Source organism: Aeromonas sp. FDAARGOS 1402 (assembly GCF_019046925.1).
In the GTDB taxonomy this organism is placed as follows: Bacteria; Pseudomonadota; Gammaproteobacteria; order Enterobacterales; family Aeromonadaceae; genus Aeromonas; species Aeromonas caviae.
The window spans coordinates 248,285-271,876 of record NZ_CP077201.1 but is presented as its reverse complement, the minus strand read 5'-3'; the positions used below and the strand labels follow the sequence as shown (position 1 = coordinate 271,876).

Below are 23,592 nucleotides of genomic sequence, written 5' to 3'. Positions count from 1 at the left end.
GCCCCTCCGGTGCATTGTGATGTCCCGACTATTTGACTATCTCGTAGCAGGGAACGTACTGGCTGCCCGGCAGCTTCATGCGCTGCTGCTTGACGAAGCTCTCCAGCAACCTGTCCATCAGGTGCATCAGCTCCTTGTCGCCGTGCAGCTTGAAGGGACCCTTCTTCTCGATGGCCCTGATGCCCCCTTCCTTGACGTTGCCTGCGACGATGCCTGAGAAGGCGCGGCGCAGGTTGGCTGCCAGCAGCTGGGGCGGCTGGTTGCGATGCAGATCCAGGCTGGCCATGCTGGCGTGATCCGGCTCGAACGGTAGCTGGAACTCGGGCTCGATCCGCAGGGACCAGTTGAAGGAGTAGGCATCTCCCACCGACTTGCGGTATTCGCGGATCTTCGGCATCGCCTCCTTCATCACGCGGGCCACCTCGGGCGCATCGCCGATGATGATCCGGTAGAGACTGGTGGCGGCTTCCCCCAGGGTCGCCTTGACGAAGTCGTCGATGGCGCGGAAGTAGTCGGCGCTCTCTTTCGGGCCGGTCAGCACGATGGGGATGGGTTGGCGATCGTTGGCCGGGTGCATCATGATGCCGAGCAGGTAGAGCAGCTCCTCGGCAGTTCCGACCCCGCCCGGGAAGATGATGATGCCGTGACCCAGACGCACGAAGGCTTCCAGCCGCTTCTCGATGTCCGGCAGGATCACCAGCTCGTTGACGATGGGGTTCGGCGGTTCGGCGGCGATGATGGAAGGCTCGGTGAGACCGATGTAACGGCCGTTGCGCACCCGCTGCTTGGCGTGGCCGACGGCGGCCCCCTTCATGGGGCCCTCCATGGCACCCGGACCGCAACCGGTACAGATGTTGAGCTCGCGCAGACCCAGCTCGCTACCCACCGCCCGGGTGTACTGGTATTCCACCTCGTTGATGGAGTGGCCGCCCCAGCAGACCACCAGGTTGGGATCGGCGCCGGGCAGGATCGCCTTGGCGTTGCGCAGGATGGCGAACACCACGTTGGAGATATGGGTGGAGCTGGTCAGGTTGACCAGACGATTGGACTCGAGCTGGGTCGACACATAGAGAATGTCCCGCAGCACGGAGAACAGGTGCTCCTGGATGCCGCGGATGATCTCGCCGTCGACGAAGGCGTGCTCGGGGGCGTTGAACAGCTCGAGCTTGACCCCGCGCTCGCGCCGGATCACGTGAATATCGAAGGATTTGAAACGTTCCAGTATCTCTTTGGAACTGTCGGTATGGCTGCCGGAGTTGAGGACCGCCAGCGAGCAGTTGCGAAACAGTTGATAGATATCGCTGGAGGCCGTCTGCTTGAGGCGATCCACCTCGAGCTGGGACAGCAGGTCCATGCTGCCCACGGGATTGATGTGTGTAATCATAATTTCCCCTTTCACTCGCTTGTTATCGTTGTGCTTTCCCTGGGGAGAAAACGGGATGCTTTGGCATCCCTCGGGTTCGATAGTAGAGGCAAGGGGGTGGGCAGGGGAATAGGGGGACTGTGCGTTTGCCGCTTTTTTAGCCGCCCCTCAAAGCGGATTCAGGCGAGATTGACCTGATCCCGGCCGGAGTGCTTGGAACTGTAGAGCGCCTTGTCGGCACGCTCGAACGCATCCGTGGTATGGTCGCCGGTCCGAAACAGGGTGGCACCGATGGAGATGGTGATCTCGACCCTGGCATCGCGAAAGCGGAACGGGATGCTCTTGATGGTCTGACGCAGGTTCTCCAGCGGCTTCTGGTACTTGTCCGGATTGATGTTCGGCAGCAGGACCACGAACTCCTCACCGCCAAAGCGGGCGATGAAGTCGGTGTCGCGCAAGGCGTTCTGCAGGGCCTTGGCAACCACCTTCAATGCCTTGTCGCCGGCCATGTGGCCGTAGTTGTCATTGATGTGCTTGAAGTGGTCGATGTCGATGATGGCCAGGCACAGGGGGGTGCCATAGCGTAGCCAGCGTTTGTATTCGAGCTCGAGCCGCTCGTCCAGGGCCGCCCGGTTGTGTACCTGGGTCAGGCTGTCGAGGAAGAGCTTGTGTTTCTGGATGGTGAGCCGCTTCTTGTACTCGGCGGTCTCGTCCTTCATCAACCTGAGCTTGGCTTCCATGTTGGAGAGGTGGGTGAGCAGGTGGCGCTCGCGGTTGGCCATCTCCTCCCGCTCCTGCTGCAGCCGGCGGATGGTGTCCAGATGCCCAGAAATGGCGCCCCTGAGTATCTGTGGCGAGTCATGGGCTGCCATGGCGCGATCGATGGCGGCGAGTTCCCGCTCCAGCGCCTGTCCGCTGAGATGGGCGGCATTTTGCAGCGCCCGCCCTTCATCCAGGGATTCGGTAAAGCTGTAATGGACCGAGGAGAGGCTCTCGTTCAGGGTGCTGAGAAACGCCTGGGAGGCTTTGCGCTCTTCCCGGGTACCCTCGATGATGAGTTCGATGATCTGCAGGCAGACTTCGGCCAGCAGGGCAGGGGTGATGCCCCCGAGCAACTGGCGGCGGATGTCTGCGAGGCTCTCGCCCACGGCGCCGGCAAAGTCGAGCTCGGTGATGAGACGCTGCAACTCGTCTGAAATCTGGGCATGTGCCTTGATGTCAAAGGAGTCGGTAGGGGCCGGGCTGGAGAGCTCGGTGGGGATCTCCGCCGAAGGGGGGATCAGCGGCTTGCGCGGCAGCAGCTGGATCTTGATCGCCTGCTGGTAGAACTCCAGCAGCCGGATCACCTTCTTCTGGTGATCGCCGATGCCGTAACTCTCCGGGCTGGCGAGAAACTCCTTGAGGGCGCGGCGGGTATCTTCCGGAAACCCCTTGATGGTTTTGAGCTGTTTGCTGCCGAGATCGATGGCTGCCCGGGTCAGGCTGATGGACTCTTCCATGGTGTGGCTGTGCTGCTGCAACAGCTTCTCGATGGCGATCAGATCGGCATCGATGGAGGTGAGCGGAGGGTTGCCTTCAAGTTTCTGCTTGAGCTTGGCGAGCCGGTTGTCGAGCTCGCGATCGTGGCCGCGACAGGCTTGCATCAACTTGCCGATGAACTGGATACTGCGGGTGCGTTCGGCATCGGAGAAGCTCGCCATGCCGTCAAGCTCCTGCTGTTTCTGCTGGAGGGATTCCCTGAGTCTTGCCAGTTGTCCTGTTACGGCAGCCATATCATTCATTCTTCAGGTCGCCCTGTTGTCATTATCGTTTTTGTTTCGTCCAGCAACAGAAAGCCAATCAAAGACCCCGTTGAGTACCTTTTTGTCACGGATTGTCCACAACCTTCGTCCGTGAAAGCGCAAGCCAGTTAACCCATTGCTTTTCATGAGAAGAATTTACTTTTACCAGTCCCTTGTCAATTGCCATCAAGCAGCATTGCCACACATCTCCGTTAAAAAATGCGGCCTGCTGGCAATCGATGGCGGCCAGCTCAAGCCAGACGCTCTGCTGGCATTTTTCGCTGAGCTGAATGGCACCCGAGAGGGCCAGGTAGCAGAGATCGAACAGGCCGTGGTGATCGAGGGCCATGGCCGCCTTGGGCAGGAAGGGATGACTGACGATGCCGAGGCTGATGCACCTGTCCAGCGGGTGCTCGCAGGGGAAGGCTGCCAGGGTATCGAGCAGGGTCTGGGCCAGCTGATGCAACTGGGCCACGTGGCGCTGGGGCACCACATAGAGCAGGTGGCCTTCGCGCAGGTCGTAGATGCGGCCATCCTGCGGAGTCAGTTCGTTGACGTAACGGCCGAAGGCCTGCTCTATCTCGCGGCTGACCTGATAGCCGTGCTGCTCCAGGCTGTTGATCAGGAAGGGAACCCGGAACAGCAGGTAGTGCAGCTTGTCGTCAAATTCGCTGGTGGGGCGTTCGCTCAGGTACCAGCGCTCGGATTTTTGCTGGCGCTTGGCCATCTCCCGCGGCCAGCGGCTCATCAGTCGCTGCCAGTTGGCCAGGCCGCTGCGCGGCTCTACCAGCAGGGCTTCTCCCAGCTGTTTGGCATGAAGGCGCGCGACCCGCAGTTTCAGCCAGAGGGTGAAGAACAGATAGATGAAGAGTGCCAGCAGCAGCCCGGTGCTGACGCTGGTCCAGAGGTATCGCTCCTGCTGGTGCTGGCTGACGTCGAGTTGCTGTTCCAGCTCCTTGACCTGTTGCACACGCTCCACCTGGGCGTAGTTGTCGCGCACCGCCTCCTGCTCCAGCGCCAGCTGTTGCTGGCGAACCAGTTCGCTGCGCTGGTGGTAATTCTTGTAGCTCTCCAGGGCCTGCTGGAGGTAACCCTTCTGCTCATAGGCGACGGAGAGCAGGCGGAAGATCTCGAATTGGCGCCGGATGTCTCCAATCCGGTTGGCCAGGGTGAGAGCGTTCTCCAACTGCAGGATGGCGATGCCCGCCTCCTGCTGCTTGAGGTGCAACTCTCCCAGCAACAGCAGGGTGTCGATGAGCGACTCCTTGTCATCCCCCAGCTCATGGGACTGGCGTGCGGCGTTCAGGTAGTTTCGCGCCAGGTTGAGGTTGCCGGTCTGCAGGTAGGTCTTGCCTATCTCGAACTTGAGATGGGCGATGCGGGTGCGGTTGCTGCTCTCGTCCAGCAGGTCGAGGGCATTGAAGAAATAGACCAGCGCCATGTTCATCTCGCCCTGATCCCGGTTGAGACGGGCGAGCACGATCAAAGCGTCGCTCAGCATGGAGGAATTGCCGAGGGCATGAAAATAGTTGGCCGCCTCGCTGGCGTATTGCAGCGCTTTTTGTGGCTCCTGCTCTTCCTGATAGAGGCTGACCATCTGGTTCGAGAGCAGGCCGAGGAAGAGGGGATCCTGCAGGGGCTTGGCTTGCTGTTGTGCTTCGATGTATTCCCCCAGTGCAAGCTGGGGCTGACCCAGCGCCTGATAGAGATCCCCGCCCACGGCGCTGGTCCAGGCCCTGGCCAGAGGGTGTTTGGCGTGTTCCGCCCATTTGCGGGTCTCGGCCAGCTGTTGTTTGGCGAGATCGAATTGCCGCTCCTCTACGCTGGCGTTGACGCGTAGCAGACGGCTGTAGACCTGCAACTGGCTCTCCTTGAGGTCGGGATTGGCCAGCAGTTTGTCGAGTTTGTCGAGCAGGGGGGACGCGGCGCCATGGGTATGCTGTTGCAGGTTGCGGCTTCGAACCAGCAGATAGAGCCCATGGGCCTGCAGCTCGAACTGCTGCTCTTTCTCGGCCATGGCGATGCCCTGCTCAAAGGACTCCTGTGCCTGGGTGAACTGCCCTAGCTGCTGCAGACACTCCCCCTTGAGCAGATAGGCGCCCGTGGTCTGGGTGGCGGTACCGTAGTTCAGCATCGGCTCGCGATAGCCGTACTCCTGACGGTTGCTGATGATCTGCTTGGGATTGTTGGCCGTGCGTTCGAGGAAGGAGGTGGCAATCTGGGCACATCTGGCGGGATCGGTCAGCACCAGGGTCTGGGCCTGCTGCAGGTCGATGGACAACTGCTCCTTGGCCAGATCCAGATCAGGAGCCGACAGGGAGGACATCATCATTGCCAGAAAAAACAGTTGATTCATTGGATTAAGAACGGCACGGAGGTGCAGGCATGTTATCCAAGCCCACCCCCGCCCGTCCAGAGTTTACTGAGGTGATGCGCAGCGGGCCGCAGCCCGCAGGATGGCGGCGCCGGTGATTACTGGCGTATGAGGCGCAGGTTCGCCGGAACCGGCTCCCAGTCGCTGCGGAAGGGGTTGATGTCCAGGCCGCCGCGGCGAGTGTAACGGGCATGGACGGTCAGTTGCTCCGGGGCGCAGAAGTGTTTGAGATCGGTAAAGATGCGCTCGATGCACTGCTCGTGGAACTCGTTGTGCTGGCGGAACGAGATGAGGTAGCGCAACAGCTTCTCCCGGTCGAGACGCGGGCCGCGATAATGGATCACCACGGATCCCCAGTCCGGCTGGCTGGTCACCAGGCAGTTGGACTTGAGCAGGTGGCTGTGCAGGGTCTCCTCCACGATCTCGCGACCGGCGGCCCCTTGCAGCAGGGTCTCGTCAAACTCGTAGCCGTCCACCTCGATATCCAGGCTGTCGATGCACTCACCGGGCTGCTGGGCTATCTGGTGGGGGGCCTGGTCGAGGGTGAAGAGGGTGACGCTCACCGGGGCACCAGCGCAGCCACTCAGGTCCTGAACCAGCAGCGCTTGCACTGCCTCCAGGGAGTCGCAGCGGGTCTGGTTGAAGGAGTTCAGGTAAAGCTTGAACGACTTGGACTCGATGAGATTCGGGCTGGTAGCAGGCACAAAGACCTCCCCGATGGCAACCACGGGCTTGCCTTTGGCATTGAGCCAGGAGAGTTCATACAGGGTCCAGACGTCGCACCCCTGGAACGGCAGTTCACCTCTCAGGCCAAGATCGTCGCGGTTCAGGCTGCGTGGCACGGGCTGCAGCAGACTCGGGGTGTACTGGCTGATGTAGGCGGACTGCTGCCCCAGGCTCAGGCCTTGCAGCGCACTGGCGCCGGCGTATCTCTCTTGTTTGCTCATGCTGGTTTGCTCACGCTTGTCTGATAAGGGGTTTGATGGTGCAATGGCCCGATTTTTCGATCAGGTACTTGCGGCCATCAGAGGCCGCTATTGTGGGGAATATCGATGTCGGATCAAGTCCTGTCTGCCCTGGAGCAGTTCTTTTTACGCTGGCAGCGTGATGGCGAAGGAAGGCGGGGGCTGCCCCTGTGTGACTGGGAGGCCGACTGGCGCTCTCCTTGCGAGCTGGATGAACCCAGGGAGGGGCGGGTAGCCTGGCGTCTGTTCCAGCGGGAGCAGGCAGCCGACTTCACAGCCATGGCGAACGCCCTGGAACTGACCCTGCATCCCAGCGCCATCGCCCTGTTTGGCCACTGGTTCAGCCGCCCTCTGCCCTGCTCTTTCAAGGGGCTGCGCATCGAACTCATCCTGCCGTGGAACGACGCCGATCTGGATCTGCTCAAGGAGAACCTCATCGGCCACCTGCTGATGCTGCGCAAGTTGAAGCGATCCCCTTCACTCTTCATTGCCACGACCCGCAACGAGATGACGCTGGTGTCCCTCGATAACGAGAGCGGCCAGGTGTGGCTGGAGTGGCTGGACTCCGGACGGCGCCTGACGCTGGCCCCCTCGTTGCCGGCCTTTCTGGCGCGACTGGAAACCTTGCCCCAGTGATGCCCCAAAAGAGAGGGCCTTGCCACCTGGCAAGGCCCTCTCTTTTTATGGCGCCATTTTATTGCGCCATTGTGCGCGGTAGGCTCCTACTCCTTGAAGTCCCAGGAGAGGTTGGACACCAGCCTGCAAGGCTCGCACCTGAAGTCGAAGATCTCGTGCAGGGGGGCGTCCAGCGCCCATGGGCCACCACAGCCAGGGCAGGGGCGAGCCCGCTCTTCGGCGGCGCTCAGGCCACCTACCCGGTAGAGATAGTAATAGGTGGGAATGCCGCTCAGGAGCTCCAGCCGTCTGGCGAGATCACTGCCCCGACGATGAAGGCGGCTGCCCACCTCGCCGATTTCGTGCAGGGCGGCGTGCTCGGCGATGGAGCCGTTCATCTGCAACTGATCGCAGGCTTCCCAATCTTCCTGCCACTTGATGATCTGCTTGTGGTCACCGTTGGCGACGGCGGGCAGCCGATAGAGCGGGATGGGGGCGAAGTGATCGCCACAGCGCAGGGGAGAGCAACTGTGCAGGAAGCTGGTGTAGAGCAGCATCCAGCTGGGACGCTCTCCCTGCTCTGCGCACGGGTCCGTACTGTCCGAGAGCAGATCCGCCCCTTGCAGGTGGAGTTTGGGGGCGAGCAGGCCCGCCTGGTGCAGACCTTGCTCGGCAAGGGCGACCAGCTCGCTCTGGTTGTCAGGGTGCAGGCTGTCCTGCTCCGGGCAGACCACCCGGCTGACGAAATAGCCTTCGTGCATGCTGGTGGGAAACTCCCGCCCCAGGATCTGACCCTGATAGCGCAGCATGTCGAGGTAGTGGACGATGGCCCGTTCGGCCTCCCCGAGGGAGGTATCGCGGTAGCACTCAAAGGTGAGTTCGAGGATATACATGGCGATGGGTCAATCCGGCTTCTGGTTGAGCAGCAGATCGGTGAGGCGATCGACCTTCTGCTCCAGCCGGGCGAGCTGTTCGCTCAGTTGCTGAAGAGTGACGCTTTCCGTGGCCAAAGGGGGCGCCTCGGGGGCACTGGCGGGGGCGGGCGCTGTCGCCGCAGGCTGGGGTTGTTGTTTCCACTGGCTCAACACCTTGAGCAGCTCGGCCATGGGCACGGGATGGCTGAGGCGGGCCTTGACCATGGCGGTAGAGGGGGTGATCCCCCTGGCACTGAGTTCGTTGGCTATCTGGATGATCTCTTGGGCTGACATCTTGGCTCCTGCACGGCCGTCTTGCTGCGGGTGGATAGTGGCACAGAGCTTAATCAAAGCCTGTCCATCAGGAAAGCGGAGCGAAGGGCGTGGGTGGCGAGAGGGAGGGGCGCCTGGGTGATGGAGGGAGGGGATTGGCGGCTCCGCGTCGACCCAACGCTGGCCGTCGGGAGTGGGGGGATCAGGTCCCCTGGCGCAGCATCACATCCAGCTGGTCGATGGCTTCCGCCCAGTCGGCGTCGTGGCTGAGGGCATCGCGCAGAAAGTCTGCCTGGGAAGGTGTCCAGAACGGCGCGTCGGGCAACTGGGTATGGCGATCGATGGGATGGTCGCGGATAAAACGCTGCTGGCTGATGTCGTCACTGGCCAGCCCCAGCTGGGCAAACAGGGCGGCCATGTCATGGGTGAGCAATTCCATGTCGGTACTCCTTGGAAGGGGGTTGTGGAAGAGTATAGCCAGCCCCCGTGCTCTCAAATCTAGGAGGGGAGACGATGGGGTGGCAGCTCGACACCGGCGACATGCAGCCCCTGCATGCAGAGCTGTCCCTGATAATGGCTCTCTCCGTCGCTGGAGAACTCGAACTGGTAGTAGGTGAGCAGGCGCAGGGGTTTGTGCCCCAGGGCGCGGTGTGTCCGCGCCAGCGACAGCAGTTGCAGGTCGTGGTGCTGGCAGTAGCGGCGCATGTATTGCCAGGCCAGCTCCGCCTGGCGGCGCTGTTGCCAGAAGGCCCAGCCAACGAGGCCGAGCAGCAAGATCCCAAGCATTTCTCCCATCAGCGGGTTCCTTCTGTGATGTGTGGGGGGCCCTGTTCACCTCAGGCAACAGGGCCGTCGTGCCGGGCCTAGGTGGCAGCGAACAGGCGACCGATGGCCAGACCCAGGGCCTCGCTGCGTTCGGGGTCACGCAGTTTTGCCAGCATATCATTGCGCAAGGCCGGTAGCGTGACGAGCTCGGCAAATACCTGGTTGAAGAACTGGGTGGGTTGCAGGGCGAGCTGCTCCAGAAACAGGCCGAGCAGTTCGGGGTGTTTCAGATCGGGCCAGAGGCGGCCAGCGATGGCGAGGAGCAGGGAGGGGCTTGGCCGGGTTTGCAGCAGGGTCAGCAGCTTGTTGGTGCGCAGTCCGTTGCCCGGGCAGGAGGCCAGTGCCCGGCACAGATAGGCCAGGGTTTCGGGGTCAGGCTCGGCGCACTCCTGCTCCTTGCCGATGCGCTCCAGCAATGCGCCTTGCAGGGCAGGAGGCAGGGGGGCGTTCTCCAGGCTCTGGCACAGGGCGTAAAGAGGGGCCTGCGGCAGCATGGGCAAGGCCTTGCAGACCAGTGCCAGGTTGCGTTCAACTTGCAGCCGCTCAGCGAGATCTGCAAACCCTTGCAGTCCCAGGGCCTGCCACCCCTCTTCCCCCGGCGCCGCCAGATAGTGGCAGAGGGCCTCGTAGTAAGCGGAAGGGGCTTGTTCCAGCTGGCGGGCCAGCTTGGCGTGCACACTGGCCATCTTGGCCTCGGCCGGACGGAAGGTGTAGGGGTTGTCCGCCAGACGCTGGGCCTTCTCTTCGTCCAGTTCACCGGTGAGCTTGTAGCCCAGAGTCTCTACCACCTGATCCATGAAATGCTTGGGGCCGCTGGAGATGAGGAGGCCGCGCTCATCGAGGGCGAACTTGAGGAACCAGAGGTAGTGCCTGGATTCGGTTGGCTGGAAGAAGTGCACGCCGAGCCAGGCGTGCTGCTGCAACGGCCAGGGGTAGGGCTCCTGCTGCTGCTCGATGCGCACGAAGAGGTCGCTGGGGAGCGGGCGCACCTGGCGGCCCAGATCGAACAGCTGGAACTGGGTATCGGCCTGGGTCAGAAACTCGGTCAGGGTGTTGATGGAAGACATGAAGAGATCCCGCTTGAAGATAATGCGGGCGATTATAAGGGGGCTGCACCAGATAGCCAGAGGCGGTGATGCAGGGTATGAAGGTGACGGCAACATGGCAGCCATTGCGGGGTCGGTGTATAGTAGCGCCCCTTTTTGATGGCCGTATTGAGTGGGGCCCCGTCGCAGACCGGGCCCGCGATGAGGAAGTGAGCGAGATGAATCAATATCTGCTGGTTGCCGGTCTGCTGGGAGAGCTGACTGCCGAGTTGCAACGTCTGGAACGCTGGCAAGCCGACCATCCGGGGAGCGAGGCGCTGGCAAGCGAGCTGCCGTTCTGTGTCGATACCCTGAGTTTCGATCAATGGCTGCAGTTCGTGCTGATCCCGCGCATGGAGCAGCTAGTGGTGCTGCAGGCTCCGCTGCCGACCAGCGTCTCCCTCTATCCCATGGCGAGTGAGGTCTATAAAGAGGAGCTGGCGGAGGCCGAGGCCCTGCTTCGTCTGATCGCCCGTTTCGATCTGCTGCTCTCCGGCAAAGTGGTCGAACAATGATGGACGAGCAGACCCGGACAGCGGATGCCTTGCAGCCGACTCTGCTCTATCAGGATGACTGGCTGGTGGCGGTGAACAAACCGTCCGGTCTCCTGGTACACCGCAGTTGGCTCGACAAGGCCGAGACCCGTTTCGCCATGCAGATGACCCGGGATCTGATCGGGGGTCGTCATGTCTACCCCGTGCACCGACTGGACAGGCCCACTTCGGGTGTGCTGCTGTTTGCTCTCGATCCTGCCGTGGCCCGTACCCTGACCGAGGCCTTTGCTGCCCGTCAGGTCCACAAGGAGTACCTGGCACTGGTGCGGGGATGGGCCCCCGAAGAGGGGCTCATCGACTATCCGCTCAAGGAGCAGCTGGACAAGATTGCCGATGCCTTCAGCGACCCGGATCGCCCCGCCCAGGAGGCGGTGACCGCGTTTCGTCGTCTGCATCAGGTCGAGCTGCCCTTCGCCGTCTCCAAGAAGCATCCCACCAGTCGCTACAGCCTGGTCCGCCTCTTTCCCAAGACGGGGCGCAAGCACCAGCTGCGCCGCCATCTGGATCACCTGTTCCACCCCATCGTCGGTGATACCACCCACGGGGATGGCCGACACAACCGCTTCTTTCGCGAGCACTACGGGTGCGACCGCCTGCTGCTGATCGCGCACCGTCTGAGCTTCGAGCATCCGGTGCTCAAGGTGCCGATGCGGATCCAGGCGCCCCTGGGCCCCGAGGTGCTGGGTCTGTTCGCCCGTCTGGGCTGGCCTGCCAGCGAGCAAGACTACGGCGCCTGAGCCTCTTTCCATCTGTTGCCTCTGACCGGGCTGTGGCATGCTGTAGCCTAGGTACGTCAGAGGAATGACTTATGGCTCAACGAGATATCGCCTGCGCAATCGCGTGCCCCCCGCCCGTTCAGGGGGGCTCTTCCTACCCATCCCGGTCTTGCCGGGCCCATTGTTTGTCCCTGAGGAGTCGCTGATGGCCGAGATCGATATCCTGGTCGGCACCGTCTACGGCTCTGCCATGCTGGTGGCCGAGACCCTCTGTGACCACCTGCAAGCCAATGGCCATGTCTGCCAGATCTTCGATGACGCGGCGCTGACCGACATCGATGCCTCCCGCTTTCTGCTCATCGTGACCGCCACCACGGGGCAGGGGGATATACCGCCCAATTTGCAGCCCTTTGCCAGTGCCCTGGCCGATCGTGCTCCTTATATGAAGGGATGGCGCTATGCCCTCATCGCCATGGGAGACAGCAGCTATGAACACTTCTGCGGAGCGGGGCGAACGCTGGATGCCCTGTTGCAGGAGCTGGCTGCCGAGCCACTGGTTGTGCGCCTGGAAATCGATGCGACGGTAGAAGATGAGCCTGAAGTGGCAGCGCTGGCCTGGTTGAAAACCTGGAAAAATAGACTGTAGCCAGACCCTTCTCCCCGAGAATAAATTCACCTCCGTGAGTGTGCTGACGGGGGTGTTTTATTTTTGGGGCGTCACGCCTCAGCCCCCAAATATATCCTCTCTTTCGTCCGGTTATTTTTCTCGCCAATGATGATAACCGGTTGGCCATATTCATCATCACCCACGACAAATTGAAAAATTAAAAGTTCCGCATTGAAAGCGATTTCAGTCATGTTTTTGCTACTGCGACACGGATTTATCACTTAACTCTCGTCGCGAATTAATATTTGAAATCGCTTTCTTTGGTTGTTGTTTTTATTTTTTGTGCTTTTAATGGGTGATTTGAACCAACAAATGCAAATTTATTGATATTTTGTTGCCGTGGTTGTCGGTGGCGTGCGATTTGTCATCGTTTTGTGAATCAGCTCATGTTTGCAGGGAATTTGGGTACCTATAATCGACCTCGGTTATCACCAAAACGTTTTTCCGGTGATAAGAACTTGAATATCAGGATCACACTCCTCTCAGCGGGAATAAGGAAAATGAAAATGAAAGCAAAGTGGCTCCCGATCGCTGCAGCAGTAACCGCAGCCCTGGCTTCCCAAGCCGCCTTCGCCGTTGATTTCCACGGCTACTTCCGTTCCGGTGTCGGTGTTTCCGGTGACGGGGACATGGTCAAATACAACGTCAACAAGGTTGGTCGTCTGGGTAACGAAAATGATACCTACGGCGAAGTCCAGCTGGGTCAGGAAGTCTTCAACAAAGATGGCAAGACTTTCTACGTAGACTCCATGTTCGCCATGGCGTCCAACGGCTCCAACGACTGGGAAGGTACCGGCACCGTCTGTAACTTCGATGCCAAGCAGTGCAACGGCGACTCCGACTTCGCCCTGCGTCAGTTCAACGTGCAAGCCAAGGGGCTGCTGGGCTTCGCGCCGGAAGCCACCCTGTGGGCCGGTAAGCGTTTCTACCAACGTCACGACATCCACATCTCTGACTTCTACTACTGGAACATCTCCGGTGCCGGCGCCGGTATCGAAGGCATCCAGGCTGGTCCTGGCAAGCTCTCCCTGGCCTGGGTCCGAAACGACCGCAGCGCGGGTGATGTCTTCGGTCAGTACACCCAGACTGGTGTAGATGGCAACGGTGATCCGGTTTACCAGAAGAACGAAGATCTGAACGTCAACACCCTGGACGTGCGTTATGCCGGCATCCCGCTGTGGCAGGACGGCTCTCTGGAAGTGGGCGCCATGTATGCCCTGGTCAATGAGACCGACGCCCAGAAAGATCTGAAGAACGACAACATGAAGAACGGCGTCATGCTGACCGCCGAACTGACTCAAGGCATCTTCGGTGGCTTCAACAAGACCGTGCTGCAGTACGGTACCGAAGGCTACTCCAAGACCATGGCCTTCTACGGTGACGGTTCCTGGTATGGTGCCGAAGCCAAAGCCGGTGCCGATGGCTACCGTATCATCAACTGGGGCGTCATCCCGATGGGCAACTCCTGGGAGATGGGTCACCAGCTGGTCTACGGGGTAGGCAACGAGATGTGGAACGGCAACGACAAGTACGAAACCATGTCTGTCGTCGCTCGCCCGATGTACAAGTGGGATGACTTCAACAAGACCATCTTCGAAGGCGGCTACTTCCAGGACAAGAGCAAGTCCACTTCCGGTACCACCGACAAAGATGGCGCTTACAAGCTGACCCTGGCTCAGGCCTGGTCTGCCGGCTCCAGCTTCTGGGCCCGTCCGGAAATCCGCGTGTTCGCCACCTACCTGAAGAACACCGAAGACCAGAACGCCTTTGAAGGCAACACCTCCAAAGACACCTATCAGGTTGGCGTACAAGCAGAAGCCTGGTGGTAAGCAATATCTTCAGTTAAGTTAGTCACTGCCCCCTTATGGGGGCAGTTTTGTTTCGCATGATGTGGCAACCGGGTTATGGAGATAAGAAGAATGAAACTGGTAAAGATGTCTATCGCGGCCATGGTTACCGCGCTGCTGGCCGGTTGTTCCGGTAGCATGGTGGTGCCCGTGCAGGAGCACGCCTCCATTCTGAGTAATGCCGATCAGGCCAAGCAGGCGCTCTCCCAGGCAACCAGTTGTTGCACAGGGTTCAACGAATTCAATTATGTCTCCCTGCCGGAAGGCGAGACGCTGCTGGCCATCGACGGCAAGCAGCCCAGTTATCAGTTTGACGAGGGCATGAGCTATTTTGCCGCCTATCGTCTGCCGGCCAATACCGGCAATCTGGCCATCACCCTGGCCTCCCAGGTCAGCAAGACGGTCCTGGTTCCCAAGGTGATCATGCTGGATGCCCAGTTCAAGGTGACTCGCGTGCTGGGTGAGTCGGTCTTTGCCTATCAACCAGCCCACCTGCTCGACAACGATAGGATTGAGGGGCGTGTGTTTGTGGACCGCAGCATGCCGGGCAATCCCGCCACTGAAACCTATATGGTGGTCTATGCGCCGACCAACGAGACGGCGGGCAGCACCACCATCTTGCACCCCGCCAAGGCCTTTGCTCGTGCCAACGGCACGGTCGAGCCGGATATCAAGGACCCCGTGATCCCCCATTCGCCCTGGGGTCTGGTACAGATAAAGGTCACGGACATGGCCAAGGGACAAGGCCTGGAAGCCGTGTTCAAGCCTGAATACGCCGACAAGGTGGCGATGAGCCAGGCCAAGCCTGCTACCACTGCCGTGGCTGCGACGGCGGCCACCACGGCAGCCGTTGCCGCAGCGCCGAGCAAACCGGCTCCCGCCATGCTGAGCGAGACCGAGAGCTTCTACAACGCCCAGATCGAGAAAGCGGTGAAGGCCGGTGACATCGACAAGGCGATGCAACTCGTGAATGAAGCCGAGCGTGCCGGTTCAACCAAGGCGAAATCGGTCTTTATTGATGCAGTGAAACGTTCACAGAAGAACTAAATATCTCGGTTTATTAAAATCGATATTTATTGGAGGCCTCCCTTGTTGGAGGCCTTTTTAAGGTTCTTCGCGGGATCTTGGGGAAGTGGAAGTTGACAGACAGGGTGCTGGTAAACTGGCTGTCTCCAAACACACCACCACCATCACCCTGCTGTCGCCGTGCATCATATTGATATTGCCTCCTTCTGGCCAGGTTATACCGTCATCGCCCAAGCGCTTTCTGCCAACCATCACACCCTGTTTACCCTTGAGCCTCGCGCCGACCTGTTGCCCCGTTGTCGCCGATGCCTGCAACCCACGCCATTGATCCACGACCAACGTATCCGCCGGGTGCGTGAGCGAGACCTATTTGACCGACAAGTCTGGTTACAACTGCCTGTTCGCCGCGTCGACTGTCTGCGCTGTGGTCGCGTCAGTGAACATATCGACTGGCTCCCCTCTGGCTCCCGCCTCACCCGGCGCATGCAGTGCTGGATTGAAGCGCTCGTTCAGTACCTCCCCATCCGCCATGTCAGCCAGCTCACCGGGGTCGGTTGGCACACCATCAAGGAGATCGACAAGCGCCGTTTGCAGACCAGTGTGGGCACCATCGAACTTGGGGAGGTGCGGCGGCTGGTGATGGATGAGTTTGCCCTGCACAAGGGACACCGCTATGCCACCGTGATCATGGATGCCGAGCGAACCCGCGTCCTGTGGGTGGGGCACGGCAACAGCCGGGCCGCTATCCGTCCCTTCTTCGAGCAGCTCGGCGAGCGATGCCAGCAGATTGAGGCGGTGGCGATGGACATGAACACGGCGTTCGACCTGGAGGTGAAGCAACACTGCCCGCAGGCGGAGGTGGTCTACGACCTGTTCCACGTGGTGGCTCGCTATGGCCGAGAGGTGGTGGACCGGGTGCGAGTGGAGCAGGCGAATGCACTGAAAAGCGATAAACCGGCGCGAAAAGTGGTCAAAAGTGCGCGTTGGTTGCTGCTACGTAATCGGGCGAAGCTGAGTGAAAAACAGGATGTGAAGTTGCAGGAGCTGTTGGCGGCGAATCAACCGCTGGCGATGGTGTACGTGCTGAAAGAGGCGTTGAAGGGCATCTGGTATGCGCCGAGCGTGTGGGAAGGATGGCGACGATGGCGGAGCTGGATGCGGCAGGTGAAGGAAAGCGGGCTAGCGCCGCTGCAACGATTTGGTCGAAATTTATCGAAATATATGCGGGGGATCCTGGCGAGTGCAAACTACCCGATGCACACGAGTGTGCTGGAAGGGGTGAACAACAAGATCAAAGTGATAAAGCGTATGGCATATGGATTTAGGGACTCAGAATACTTTTTTCTGAAAATCAAGGCGGCCTTCCCCGGAAAGCCGCGATGAACCCTTTTTAATCGGTAGACTGGATAATATAAATCCGCAATAAGTTACATTCGGTTACAATGAGTATCTTTAAGTATTACTTGGTTTCTTTGTGATTTGTTTTGAAGTGGTTTATTTCTTTTTGCGGCGAAGCTATAACAATACGAAATAATATTCAAGATAGTCCCCTCTCTGCTTATTTATTATCTTGTGATCTCTCCTCCAAATTTATTATTCCCTTGTTTCCGACAGAGGCATTTCCACCCCCGCTGGGTTATATTCTGCTGGTCAAAATAAGCAACCCGGAAAACGCACTTGGCGCAGTGACGAATGAAGCACATCGTTATCAATAAACTGCCCTGAGTCGTTGTCGGAAAAAAAATCCATTCAGGAGCGCACACATGTTAAAAAATGCTTTCTCTAATCTGCAAAAGGTCGGTAAGGCGCTGATGCTGCCCGTATCGGTCTTGCCCGTTGCAGGTATTCTGCTGGGGGTGGGTGCTGCCCACTTCAGCTGGTTGCCGGAAATCGTCTCCCAACTGATGGAGCAGGCCGGTGGTTCCGTATTCGGCCAGATGGCTCTGCTGTTCGCCGTGGGCGTCGCCCTTGGCTTCACCAATAACGACGGTGTTTCCGGCCTGTCCGCCATCGTCGGCTACGGCATCATGACTGCCACCCTGACTGTGATGGCGCCTGTGATGGGTGTCGAGAAGATCGATACCGGTGTGCTGGGTGGTATCCTCGCCGGTGGCGTGGCTGCCTGGGCGTTCAACCGCTTCTACAAGATCCAGCTGCCAGAGTACCTCGGCTTCTTCGCTGGCAAGCGCGCCGTGCCCATCATCACCGGTTTTGTTTCCATCGGTCTGGGTGTCGTGCTCTCCTTCATCTGGCCGCCGATCGGTGGTGCCATCGGTGCCTTCTCCGACTGGGCTGCCAACCAGAACCCGGTCCTGGCCTTCGGCATCTACGGCGTGGTTGAGCGCTCCCTGATCCCGTTCGGTCTGCACCACATCTGGAACGTGCCGTTCTTCTATCAGGCTGGTACCTGCGTCAACGCCGCCGGTGAAACCGTACACGGCATCATGACCTGCTTCCTGACTGCTGATGACGCTTCCCGTGCTGCCGGTAACGGCTTCGGTCAACTGGCGGGTGGCTACCTGTTCAAGATGTTCGGTCTGCCTGCTGCCGCGTTTGCCATTGCGCACTCCGCCAAGCCGGAAAACCGCGCCAAGATCGTAGGTATCATGGCTTCTGCTGCCCTGACCTCCTTCCTGACCGGTATCACCGAGCCTATCGAATTCTCCTTCCTGTTCGTGGCCCCGGTACTGTACGCCATCCACGCTCTGCTGGCAGGTCTGGCATACGTGCTGACCAACATGCTGGGTGTTGTTCACGGTCACACCTTCTCCAACGGCTTCATCGACTTCGTGGTGCAATCTCCGCGTGCCGACAACATGCTGCTGCTGGTGGGTCTGGGTCTGGTCTACGCGGTCATCTACTACGTGGTCTTCACCGTGGTCATCCGTGCCATGAACCTGAAAACTCCGGGTCGTGAAGACGAAGCCGCTCAAGAGTCCTCTACCGGTCAAAGCAAGGACGAGATGTCTGCTGCACTGGTCTCCGCCTTCGGTGGCAAAGAGAACATCGCCTCTCTGGACGCCTGCATCACCCGTCTGCGTGTCGGTGTGAAGGATGTGGCCAAGGTTGACCAGGCTGGTCTGAAGAAGCTGGGTGCCGCCGGTGTGGTGGTGGCGGGTTCCGGTGTACAAGCCATCTTCGGCACCAAGTCCGACAACCTGAAAACTGAAATGGACATCTGGATGAAGAGCAACTGATTGTCGCTCCGATATCCGAGTTCCGAAAAGGGAGGCGCAAGCCTCCCTTTTTGCTGGGTTGCGTTTGGTGGCGGGGCATGTGCGGGGGCTTTCCTGGCGGCGCCAGTATGGTGTGATCCAATGAAAAAGGCGCCCTTGGGCGCCTTTGCTGCATCAGACCGGCTTAAAGCTTTTCGAGATCCCGTTCTATCTCGCTGATCTTGTTCTGCACCACTTTTTCCAGATGACGCAAGTCGCGCAGTATTTTCTGCTTGATGTCCGGATCGGCGGAAGGCTGGCCGCCCTGGGTCAGATTGTCCAGCTCATCCACCACGTATTTGAGGTTGGCGTTGATCTCGGTGACATCCTTGTACTCATGGGTCCCCGAGTCGACCAGCATGGTCTTGCGCTGGCGAGGGTATTTGAATTTGACGCTCTTGGCGAAGAATTCCCCCTTTTGCTTCTTGAAATAGATCTTGAGGATGTCGTGGTTGGCTTCCTGGCGCAGGGTGTAGCTGTCCACCGAGGTGGGTTCCTGGATCCCCAGGCTCTTGAGATTCTCGTACATCGGGCTTCCTTGGTTTGAAACGATCCTGACCCCTCTATCTTACCCGAGTCCGGATGCCTTGCCTGTGACAGGCGCGCCAAATTCAAATTGGTGTCAAAAAGGTCTTTTTTAATCAATGAGCAAAGGGGGAGGGGTGAACGCCTTGTCAGCACGGCCATAAGCGGTATCACCTCGTGGGGATGTGCAGCGATGGTGGGGCAGGGGAGTTGGCGCCCGCCCATGAGAGCGGGCATGAAAAAGGGCACCAGAGGTGCCCTTGATAACATCGGCGTGGATTACTCGTCGATGGAGCGCAGCAGGGCGTTGATGCCGACCTTGGCGCGGGTCTTGGCATCCACCTTCTTGACGATGACGGCGGCGTAGAGGCTGTATTTGCCACACTTGGAGGGCAGTGAGCCGGAAACGACCACGGAGCCGGCCGGGACGCGGCCGTAGTGGATTTCGCCGGTTTCGCGGTCATAGATGCGGGTGGACTGGCCGATGAAGACCCCCATGGAGATGACGGAGCCCTCCTCGACGATCACCCCTTCAACCACTTCGGAACGGGCACCGATGAAGCAGTTGTCTTCGATGATGGTCGGGTTGGCCTGCAGTGGCTCCAGTACGCCGCCGATGCCGACGCCGCCGGAGAGGTGCACATTCTTGCCGATCTGGGCGCAGGAGCCCACGGTGGCCCAGGTGTCGACCATGGTGCCTTCATCGACGAAGGCGCCGATGTTGACGTAGGAGGGCATCAGCACGGTGTTCGGGGCTATGAAGGATCCTTTGCGCGCAGTCGCGGGCGGCACGACGCGTACACCGGCAGCCTTGAACTGCTCTTCGGTGTAGTTGGAGAACTTCAGGGGAACCTTGTCGTAGTACTGGGCATCGTCGCCCTTGATGATGCCGTTGTCGTTGATGCGGAAGGAGAGCAGCACGGCCTTCTTCAGCCACTGGTGGACGACCCACTCGCCGGCAATCTTCTCGGCAACCCGGGCTTTGCCGGAGTCCAGCAGGTCGATGGCTTCCAGAATGGCGGCCTTGGTGGCGGCATCGACGGAGCCGGGGGTGATGGAGTCACGGCGCTCGAAGGCCGCTTCGATGGTCTGTTGCAACTGGGTCATGACAGGTTTCCTTTATAAAATTCTGTTTGTTGTATCACACTTTTCCAATCGTTTTTAAGGGCTCTCGCCGATTTCTTCAGAATCAGGGCGATTTATTGTACTTGAGTGGTCCAACCATTTGTTCTGATTGAGGAATCAATACGTCAAAAAGCCTCTTTCGAGGCTTCATCCGAGCGTGTCAGGCACTCTCGCCAACCGGTTCCTGGGGGTTGAGCTGATTGACCAGCCTCTCCTCGAGGGCCTGCTGTTCCTCCGAGTTCAGCGGCTCTCCGGCCAGGGTGGTGAGGCTGAAGAAGTCCTCCACCCTCTCACCGATGGTGGTGATCTTGGCGGCATGGAGGGAGAGGCCGCACTGCTGGAACACGGCACCGATACGGGCCAGCAGGCCCGGGGTATCCAGGGCCGTCAGCTCCAGCAGGGTGTGGCGGTTTTCCCCCTTGTGAGGCAGGAAGACCACCCTGGTCGGCACGCTGAACTGGCGGTGGCGTCTGGACAGGGGCTTGCTGCGCAGCACCAGCTTGCCCGGCTCCTGAAGGGCTTTCTCCAGCGCCTTCTTGATGGTGGCGGTGCGGTTGGGGCTGATGGGCTCGCCGTTCGGTTCCAGCACGATGAAGGTGTCGAGCACGTAGTCGTTGCGCGAATTCATGATCTGGGCGTCGTGGATGCTGAGGTTCTTCTGATCCAGCGCCGAGGCCACGGTGGCAAAGAGGTTGGGGGTATCGCGGCAATAGATGAACACCTCGCTACCGCCCCGTATGGGATGCTTGCCGATGAGCACCAGGGGGGCCGGGTTGTCACCGTGGGCGATGATCTTGCGGCAGTGCCAGGCGATCTGCTCCGGGCTGTGGCGCAGGAAGTAATCGGCCTTGAAGTCGTTCCAGAGGGCGGTGACCGCCTCCTGTGGCACCTCGCGCTGGGTCAGGATCTGCCTGGCCTGGCGCTGGTTTTCACGGATCTTGAGGCGCATGTCCGGCGGGTTTTCCAACCCCTGGCGCAGGGCCTTCTGGGTGGCGAAGTAGAGTTCGCGCAGCAGGGTGCCCTTCCAGTCGTTCCACAGACTGTCGTTGGTGGCACAGATGTCGGCCACGGTCAGGCAATAGAGCAGGTCGAGGTGCAATTCATCCCGCACCTTCTGGGCGAAGTCAGTGACCACATCCGGGTCGTAGATGTCGCGGCGCTGGGCGGTGACCGACATCAGCAGATGGTGGCGCACCAGCCAGGCGACCAGTCGGCTCTCATAGCGATCCAGCCCGTGCAACTGGCAGAACTCCAGCGCATCCACGGCCCCGAGTTCGGAATGATCGCCGCGCCTGCCCTTGGCGATGTCGTGGAAGAGGGCGGCGATGCTGAGCAGCTCGGGCTTGCGCAACTGGGTGAACACCTCGTGGCAGAGCGGGTGAGTCTGGCGGCTGGCCGGATTCGGGAAGCGATGGATGTTCTGCAGCAGCCGATGGGTGTGCTCGTCCACCGTGTAGGCGTGGAACATGTCGAACTGCATCTGACCGACGATGAGGTTCCACTGGGGCAGGTAGGCCGCGAGGATCCCGTACTTGTGCATCAAAGTAAGGGGCTGGCCGATGCCGTTGGGGTGGCGCAGGAGCGCCATGAAGAGACGGCGGCACTCGGGTAGATCTTGCAGCCAGCAGTTGAGGGTGCGTCTGGCCTCGCGCAACTGGCGCAAGGTGGCGGAGTGGATGCCGGCAATCTCCGGGTGCTGGGCTATCTGGTAGAAGAGTCGCAGGATGGCGGCAGGATCCCGGCCGAACAGCTCGGAGTCCACCGCATCGATGAGGCGGCCGCGCAGCTGGAATTCGTCGCTGATGCGGCGCACGTCCATGGCGGTGTTGCCGAGAATGGCCTCGTCAAAGAGTTGCAGCAGCATCTCGTTGAGCTCGGCCACCCGCCGCACCGTCTGGTAGAAGCGCTTCATCATCTGCTCAACCGGGCCGTTGCCTTCCCCCTCGAACCCCAGCATCTGGGCCACGGTGCGCTGGCGGTCGAACAAGAGACGGTTATCCCCCTTGTTGATGGCCATGTGCAGGGCGAAGCGCACCTTCCACAGGAAGTTCTGACAGTCGAGCAGCTCCCGGTACTCGGCCCGGTTGAGAAAACCGTGGCTGGTCATCTCGAACAGGGTGGTGGCGCCGAAGTGGCGGCGGGCGACCCAGGCCAGGGTCTGGATGTCGCGAAGCCCCCCGGGATTGTTCTTGAGATCCGGCTCCAGCTTGTAGGCGGTGCCGAGAAACTGCTGGTGGCGCAGGGCCTGCTCTTCGCGTTTGGCACGAAAGAAGGCTTCGCTCGGCCAGAAGTGCTGGGGCTGGGTGGCCGCCTGCAACTGCTCGAATCCCGCCAGGCGACCCGTGATGTAACGGGCCTCGATGAGGTTGGTGGCAACCGTGATGTCGTTGCGACCCTGCTCGATGCACTCGGCCACGTTGCGCACCGACTGCCCCACTTCCAGCTTGAGATCCCACAAGAGGGTGATGAACTCGCCGATGCGAAGCCCCAGCACCTCGTCCAGTTCATCTCCTTCGTAGAGGATCAGCAGGTCGATATCGGAGTGGGGATGGAGTTCGCCGCGGCCATAGCCGCCTACCGCGATCAGGGTGAGCTCGGTCCTGTCGAAGCCGAACTTGTGCCAGAGCCTGGTCAGCAGCTCGTCCATGTATTCGGAGCGGGTGGCCACTAGTTCGATGATGTTGTCACCGGCGTCGAAGCGCTCGTGCAGCCAGGCGAGAAAGCGGCTCAGGTACTCCTTGCAGTTGTCACGGGTGAGCTGATCGTCTGGGAGCAGATGGGGAGAAAGCAGGCTGGCATCCATGGCATGTCACACTCTCGGTCGGGCCGGGTAAAGAGCAACCCCGGCGCGCGGCCGGGGTTGAATGTCAAACGTGGCGGATAAAACGCTCGATAGTGTCGTCGGGGCGCAGGGTCAGGACCTCGCAGCCATCCTCGGTCACCAGCAGGGTGTGCTCCCACTGGGCGGAGTCGCCGCCGTCCTTGGTGGTGACGGTCCAGCCATCCTTCGGATTGACCTTGCAGTGGTACTTCTTGCTGTTGACCATGGGCTCGATGGTGAAGCACATGCCCGCTTTCAGCTCCAGCTTGCCGCCGTTGCGGTAGTGGAGGATCTGCGGCTCTTCGTGGAACTCGGCACCGATGCCATGGCCGCAGTAGTCGCGTACCACGGAGAAGCCGGCCTGCTCGACGATGGGCTGGATGACGGCGCCGATCTCGGTGATGCACATGCCCGGGCGCACCCGCTTGATGGCGGCATAGAGGCTATCCTGGGCCACCTTGCAGAGCTGGCGGCGCAGGGGGGTGGTCTGGCCCACGATGAACATGGCGGAGGTATCGCCGTGATAACCATCCTTGATGACGGTGATATCCAGATTGATGATGTCCCCTTCCCGCAGTTTCTTGTGGTTCGGGATGCCATGGCAGATGACATCGTTCACTGAAGTACAGATGGACTTGGGGAAGCCGTGGTAATTGAGCGGCGCGGGGATGGCCTGTTGCACGTCGACGATGTAGTCGTGGCAGAGGGTATTCAGTTCGTCTGTGGTGACGCCCGCCTTGACGTGGGGGGCGATCATGACCAGCACGTCGGCGGCCAGCTGGCCGGCGACACGCATTTTTTCAATCTCTTCCGGTGTCTTGATTTTAATGGACATGGGATCTCTCTTGGGGCCTGATTGCGCATCCTGCCGATGCCCAACAACCAGGTAATGAAAAATAGA

At 60.0% G+C, this 23,592-nt stretch carries 22 protein-coding genes; 8 read left to right on the top strand and 14 right to left on the bottom strand.

Features of this window, described 5'->3' with window-relative positions; genetic code table 11:
• Positions 1-28: 28 nt before the first annotated feature.
• The 4 genes from ppnN to queF all read right to left on the bottom strand — a co-directional run bounded on the left by ppnN (position 29) and on the right by queF (position 6,465).
• The gene (ppnN, locus tag I6L32_RS01220; RefSeq protein WP_010673382.1) at positions 29-1,384 is read right to left on the bottom strand and encodes a nucleotide 5'-monophosphate nucleosidase PpnN; all 1,356 of its coding nucleotides are present in this window, start codon (positions 1,382-1,384) and stop codon (positions 29-31) included.
• A 158-nt stretch (positions 1,385-1,542) separates the two neighbouring features.
• Entirely contained in the window at positions 1,543-3,144 is a 1,602-nt protein-coding gene (locus tag I6L32_RS01215; protein ID WP_029313929.1) for a diguanylate cyclase, read from the bottom strand.
• 85 nt (positions 3,145-3,229) lie between these two features.
• Entirely contained in the window at positions 3,230-5,500 is a 2,271-nt protein-coding gene (locus I6L32_RS01210) for a hypothetical protein (RefSeq protein ID WP_216944534.1), read from the bottom strand.
• A gap of 116 nt (positions 5,501-5,616) precedes the next feature.
• Positions 5,617-6,465, bottom strand: a complete 849-nt coding sequence (queF, locus tag I6L32_RS01205; RefSeq protein ID WP_216944533.1) for an NADPH-dependent 7-cyano-7-deazaguanine reductase QueF — start codon at positions 6,463-6,465, stop codon at positions 5,617-5,619.
• A 105-nt stretch (positions 6,466-6,570) separates the two neighbouring features.
• Here queF and syd point away from each other — a divergent pair, with 105 nt between their 5' ends.
• A complete protein-coding gene (syd, locus tag I6L32_RS01200; RefSeq protein ID WP_202042133.1) occupies positions 6,571-7,119 on the top strand; it encodes a SecY-interacting protein in 549 nt (182 codons plus the stop codon).
• A gap of 86 nt (positions 7,120-7,205) precedes the next feature.
• Here the strand turns inward: syd and I6L32_RS01195 are convergent, their stop codons facing one another.
• The 5 genes from I6L32_RS01195 to I6L32_RS01175 form a co-directional block, all read right to left on the bottom strand.
• Positions 7,206-7,991, bottom strand: a complete 786-nt coding sequence (locus I6L32_RS01195) for a Zn-ribbon-containing protein (RefSeq protein WP_125117466.1) — start codon at positions 7,989-7,991, stop codon at positions 7,206-7,208.
• Positions 7,992-8,000: 9 nt separating this feature from the next.
• Entirely contained in the window at positions 8,001-8,306 is a 306-nt protein-coding gene (locus I6L32_RS01190; protein WP_069651743.1) for a DNA-binding protein, read from the bottom strand.
• Positions 8,307-8,487: 181 nt separating this feature from the next.
• Positions 8,488-8,724, bottom strand: coding sequence for a DUF2789 domain-containing protein (locus I6L32_RS01185; protein ID WP_010673389.1), 237 nt, complete (start codon positions 8,722-8,724; stop codon positions 8,488-8,490).
• A gap of 59 nt (positions 8,725-8,783) precedes the next feature.
• Positions 8,784-9,080 (bottom strand): DUF3301 domain-containing protein, encoded by a 297-nt coding sequence (locus tag I6L32_RS01180; protein WP_039039421.1) that lies wholly within the window; start codon positions 9,078-9,080, stop codon positions 8,784-8,786.
• 68 nt (positions 9,081-9,148) lie between these two features.
• Complete coding sequence (locus I6L32_RS01175; protein WP_039039422.1) at positions 9,149-10,177, bottom strand: DUF3549 family protein; 1,029 nt, start codon at positions 10,175-10,177, stop codon at positions 9,149-9,151.
• 197 nt (positions 10,178-10,374) lie between these two features.
• Between I6L32_RS01175 and I6L32_RS01170 the strand changes: the two genes are divergently transcribed.
• The 3 genes from I6L32_RS01170 to I6L32_RS01160 all read left to right on the top strand — a co-directional run bounded on the left by I6L32_RS01170 (position 10,375) and on the right by I6L32_RS01160 (position 12,111).
• Complete coding sequence (locus tag I6L32_RS01170; protein WP_202042134.1) at positions 10,375-10,710, top strand: YqcC family protein; 336 nt, start codon at positions 10,375-10,377, stop codon at positions 10,708-10,710.
• Entirely contained in the window at positions 10,707-11,486 is a 780-nt protein-coding gene (gene truC, locus I6L32_RS01165) for a tRNA pseudouridine(65) synthase TruC (RefSeq protein WP_010673393.1), read from the top strand. Before I6L32_RS01170 ends, truC begins: the two co-directional genes overlap by 4 nt.
• A gap of 184 nt (positions 11,487-11,670) precedes the next feature.
• On the top strand, positions 11,671-12,111 hold the full coding sequence (locus I6L32_RS01160; protein WP_143237917.1) for a flavodoxin: 441 nt from the start codon (positions 11,671-11,673) through the stop codon (positions 12,109-12,111).
• A 71-nt stretch (positions 12,112-12,182) separates the two neighbouring features.
• Here the strand turns inward: I6L32_RS01160 and I6L32_RS01155 are convergent, their stop codons facing one another.
• Positions 12,183-12,323, bottom strand: coding sequence for a hypothetical protein (locus I6L32_RS01155; RefSeq protein WP_010673395.1), 141 nt, complete (start codon positions 12,321-12,323; stop codon positions 12,183-12,185).
• Between the two features lie 315 nt (positions 12,324-12,638).
• Here I6L32_RS01155 and I6L32_RS01150 point away from each other — a divergent pair, with 315 nt between their 5' ends.
• From I6L32_RS01150 to ptsG, 4 genes are all read left to right on the top strand, one after another.
• Entirely contained in the window at positions 12,639-13,961 is a 1,323-nt protein-coding gene (locus tag I6L32_RS01150; protein ID WP_119197404.1) for a maltoporin, read from the top strand.
• Positions 13,962-14,051: 90 nt separating this feature from the next.
• Positions 14,052-15,026: a MalM family protein gene (locus tag I6L32_RS01145; protein ID WP_053288143.1), complete on the top strand. Its 975-nt coding sequence runs from the start codon at positions 14,052-14,054 to the stop codon at positions 15,024-15,026.
• A gap of 159 nt (positions 15,027-15,185) precedes the next feature.
• Complete coding sequence (locus I6L32_RS01140; RefSeq protein WP_084865641.1) at positions 15,186-16,388, top strand: ISL3-like element ISAeme19 family transposase; 1,203 nt, start codon at positions 15,186-15,188, stop codon at positions 16,386-16,388.
• A 380-nt stretch (positions 16,389-16,768) separates the two neighbouring features.
• Positions 16,769-18,202: a PTS glucose transporter subunit IIBC gene (gene ptsG / locus I6L32_RS01135; RefSeq protein ID WP_143237916.1), complete on the top strand. Its 1,434-nt coding sequence runs from the start codon at positions 16,769-16,771 to the stop codon at positions 18,200-18,202.
• A gap of 163 nt (positions 18,203-18,365) precedes the next feature.
• Here ptsG and I6L32_RS01130 read toward each other — a convergent pair whose 3' ends face one another.
• The 4 genes from I6L32_RS01130 to map all read right to left on the bottom strand — a co-directional run bounded on the left by I6L32_RS01130 (position 18,366) and on the right by map (position 23,526).
• Complete coding sequence (locus I6L32_RS01130; RefSeq protein WP_039039426.1) at positions 18,366-18,749, bottom strand: DUF3461 family protein; 384 nt, start codon at positions 18,747-18,749, stop codon at positions 18,366-18,368.
• A gap of 275 nt (positions 18,750-19,024) precedes the next feature.
• A complete protein-coding gene (dapD, locus tag I6L32_RS01125; RefSeq protein WP_010673400.1) occupies positions 19,025-19,852 on the bottom strand; it encodes a 2,3,4,5-tetrahydropyridine-2,6-dicarboxylate N-succinyltransferase in 828 nt (275 codons plus the stop codon).
• Positions 19,853-20,030: 178 nt separating this feature from the next.
• Entirely contained in the window at positions 20,031-22,673 is a 2,643-nt protein-coding gene (gene glnD / locus I6L32_RS01120) for a bifunctional uridylyltransferase/uridylyl-removing protein GlnD (protein WP_216944532.1), read from the bottom strand.
• A gap of 64 nt (positions 22,674-22,737) precedes the next feature.
• A complete protein-coding gene (gene map / locus I6L32_RS01115; RefSeq protein WP_010673402.1) occupies positions 22,738-23,526 on the bottom strand; it encodes a type I methionyl aminopeptidase in 789 nt (262 codons plus the stop codon).
• Positions 23,527-23,592: the final 66 nt, after the last annotated feature.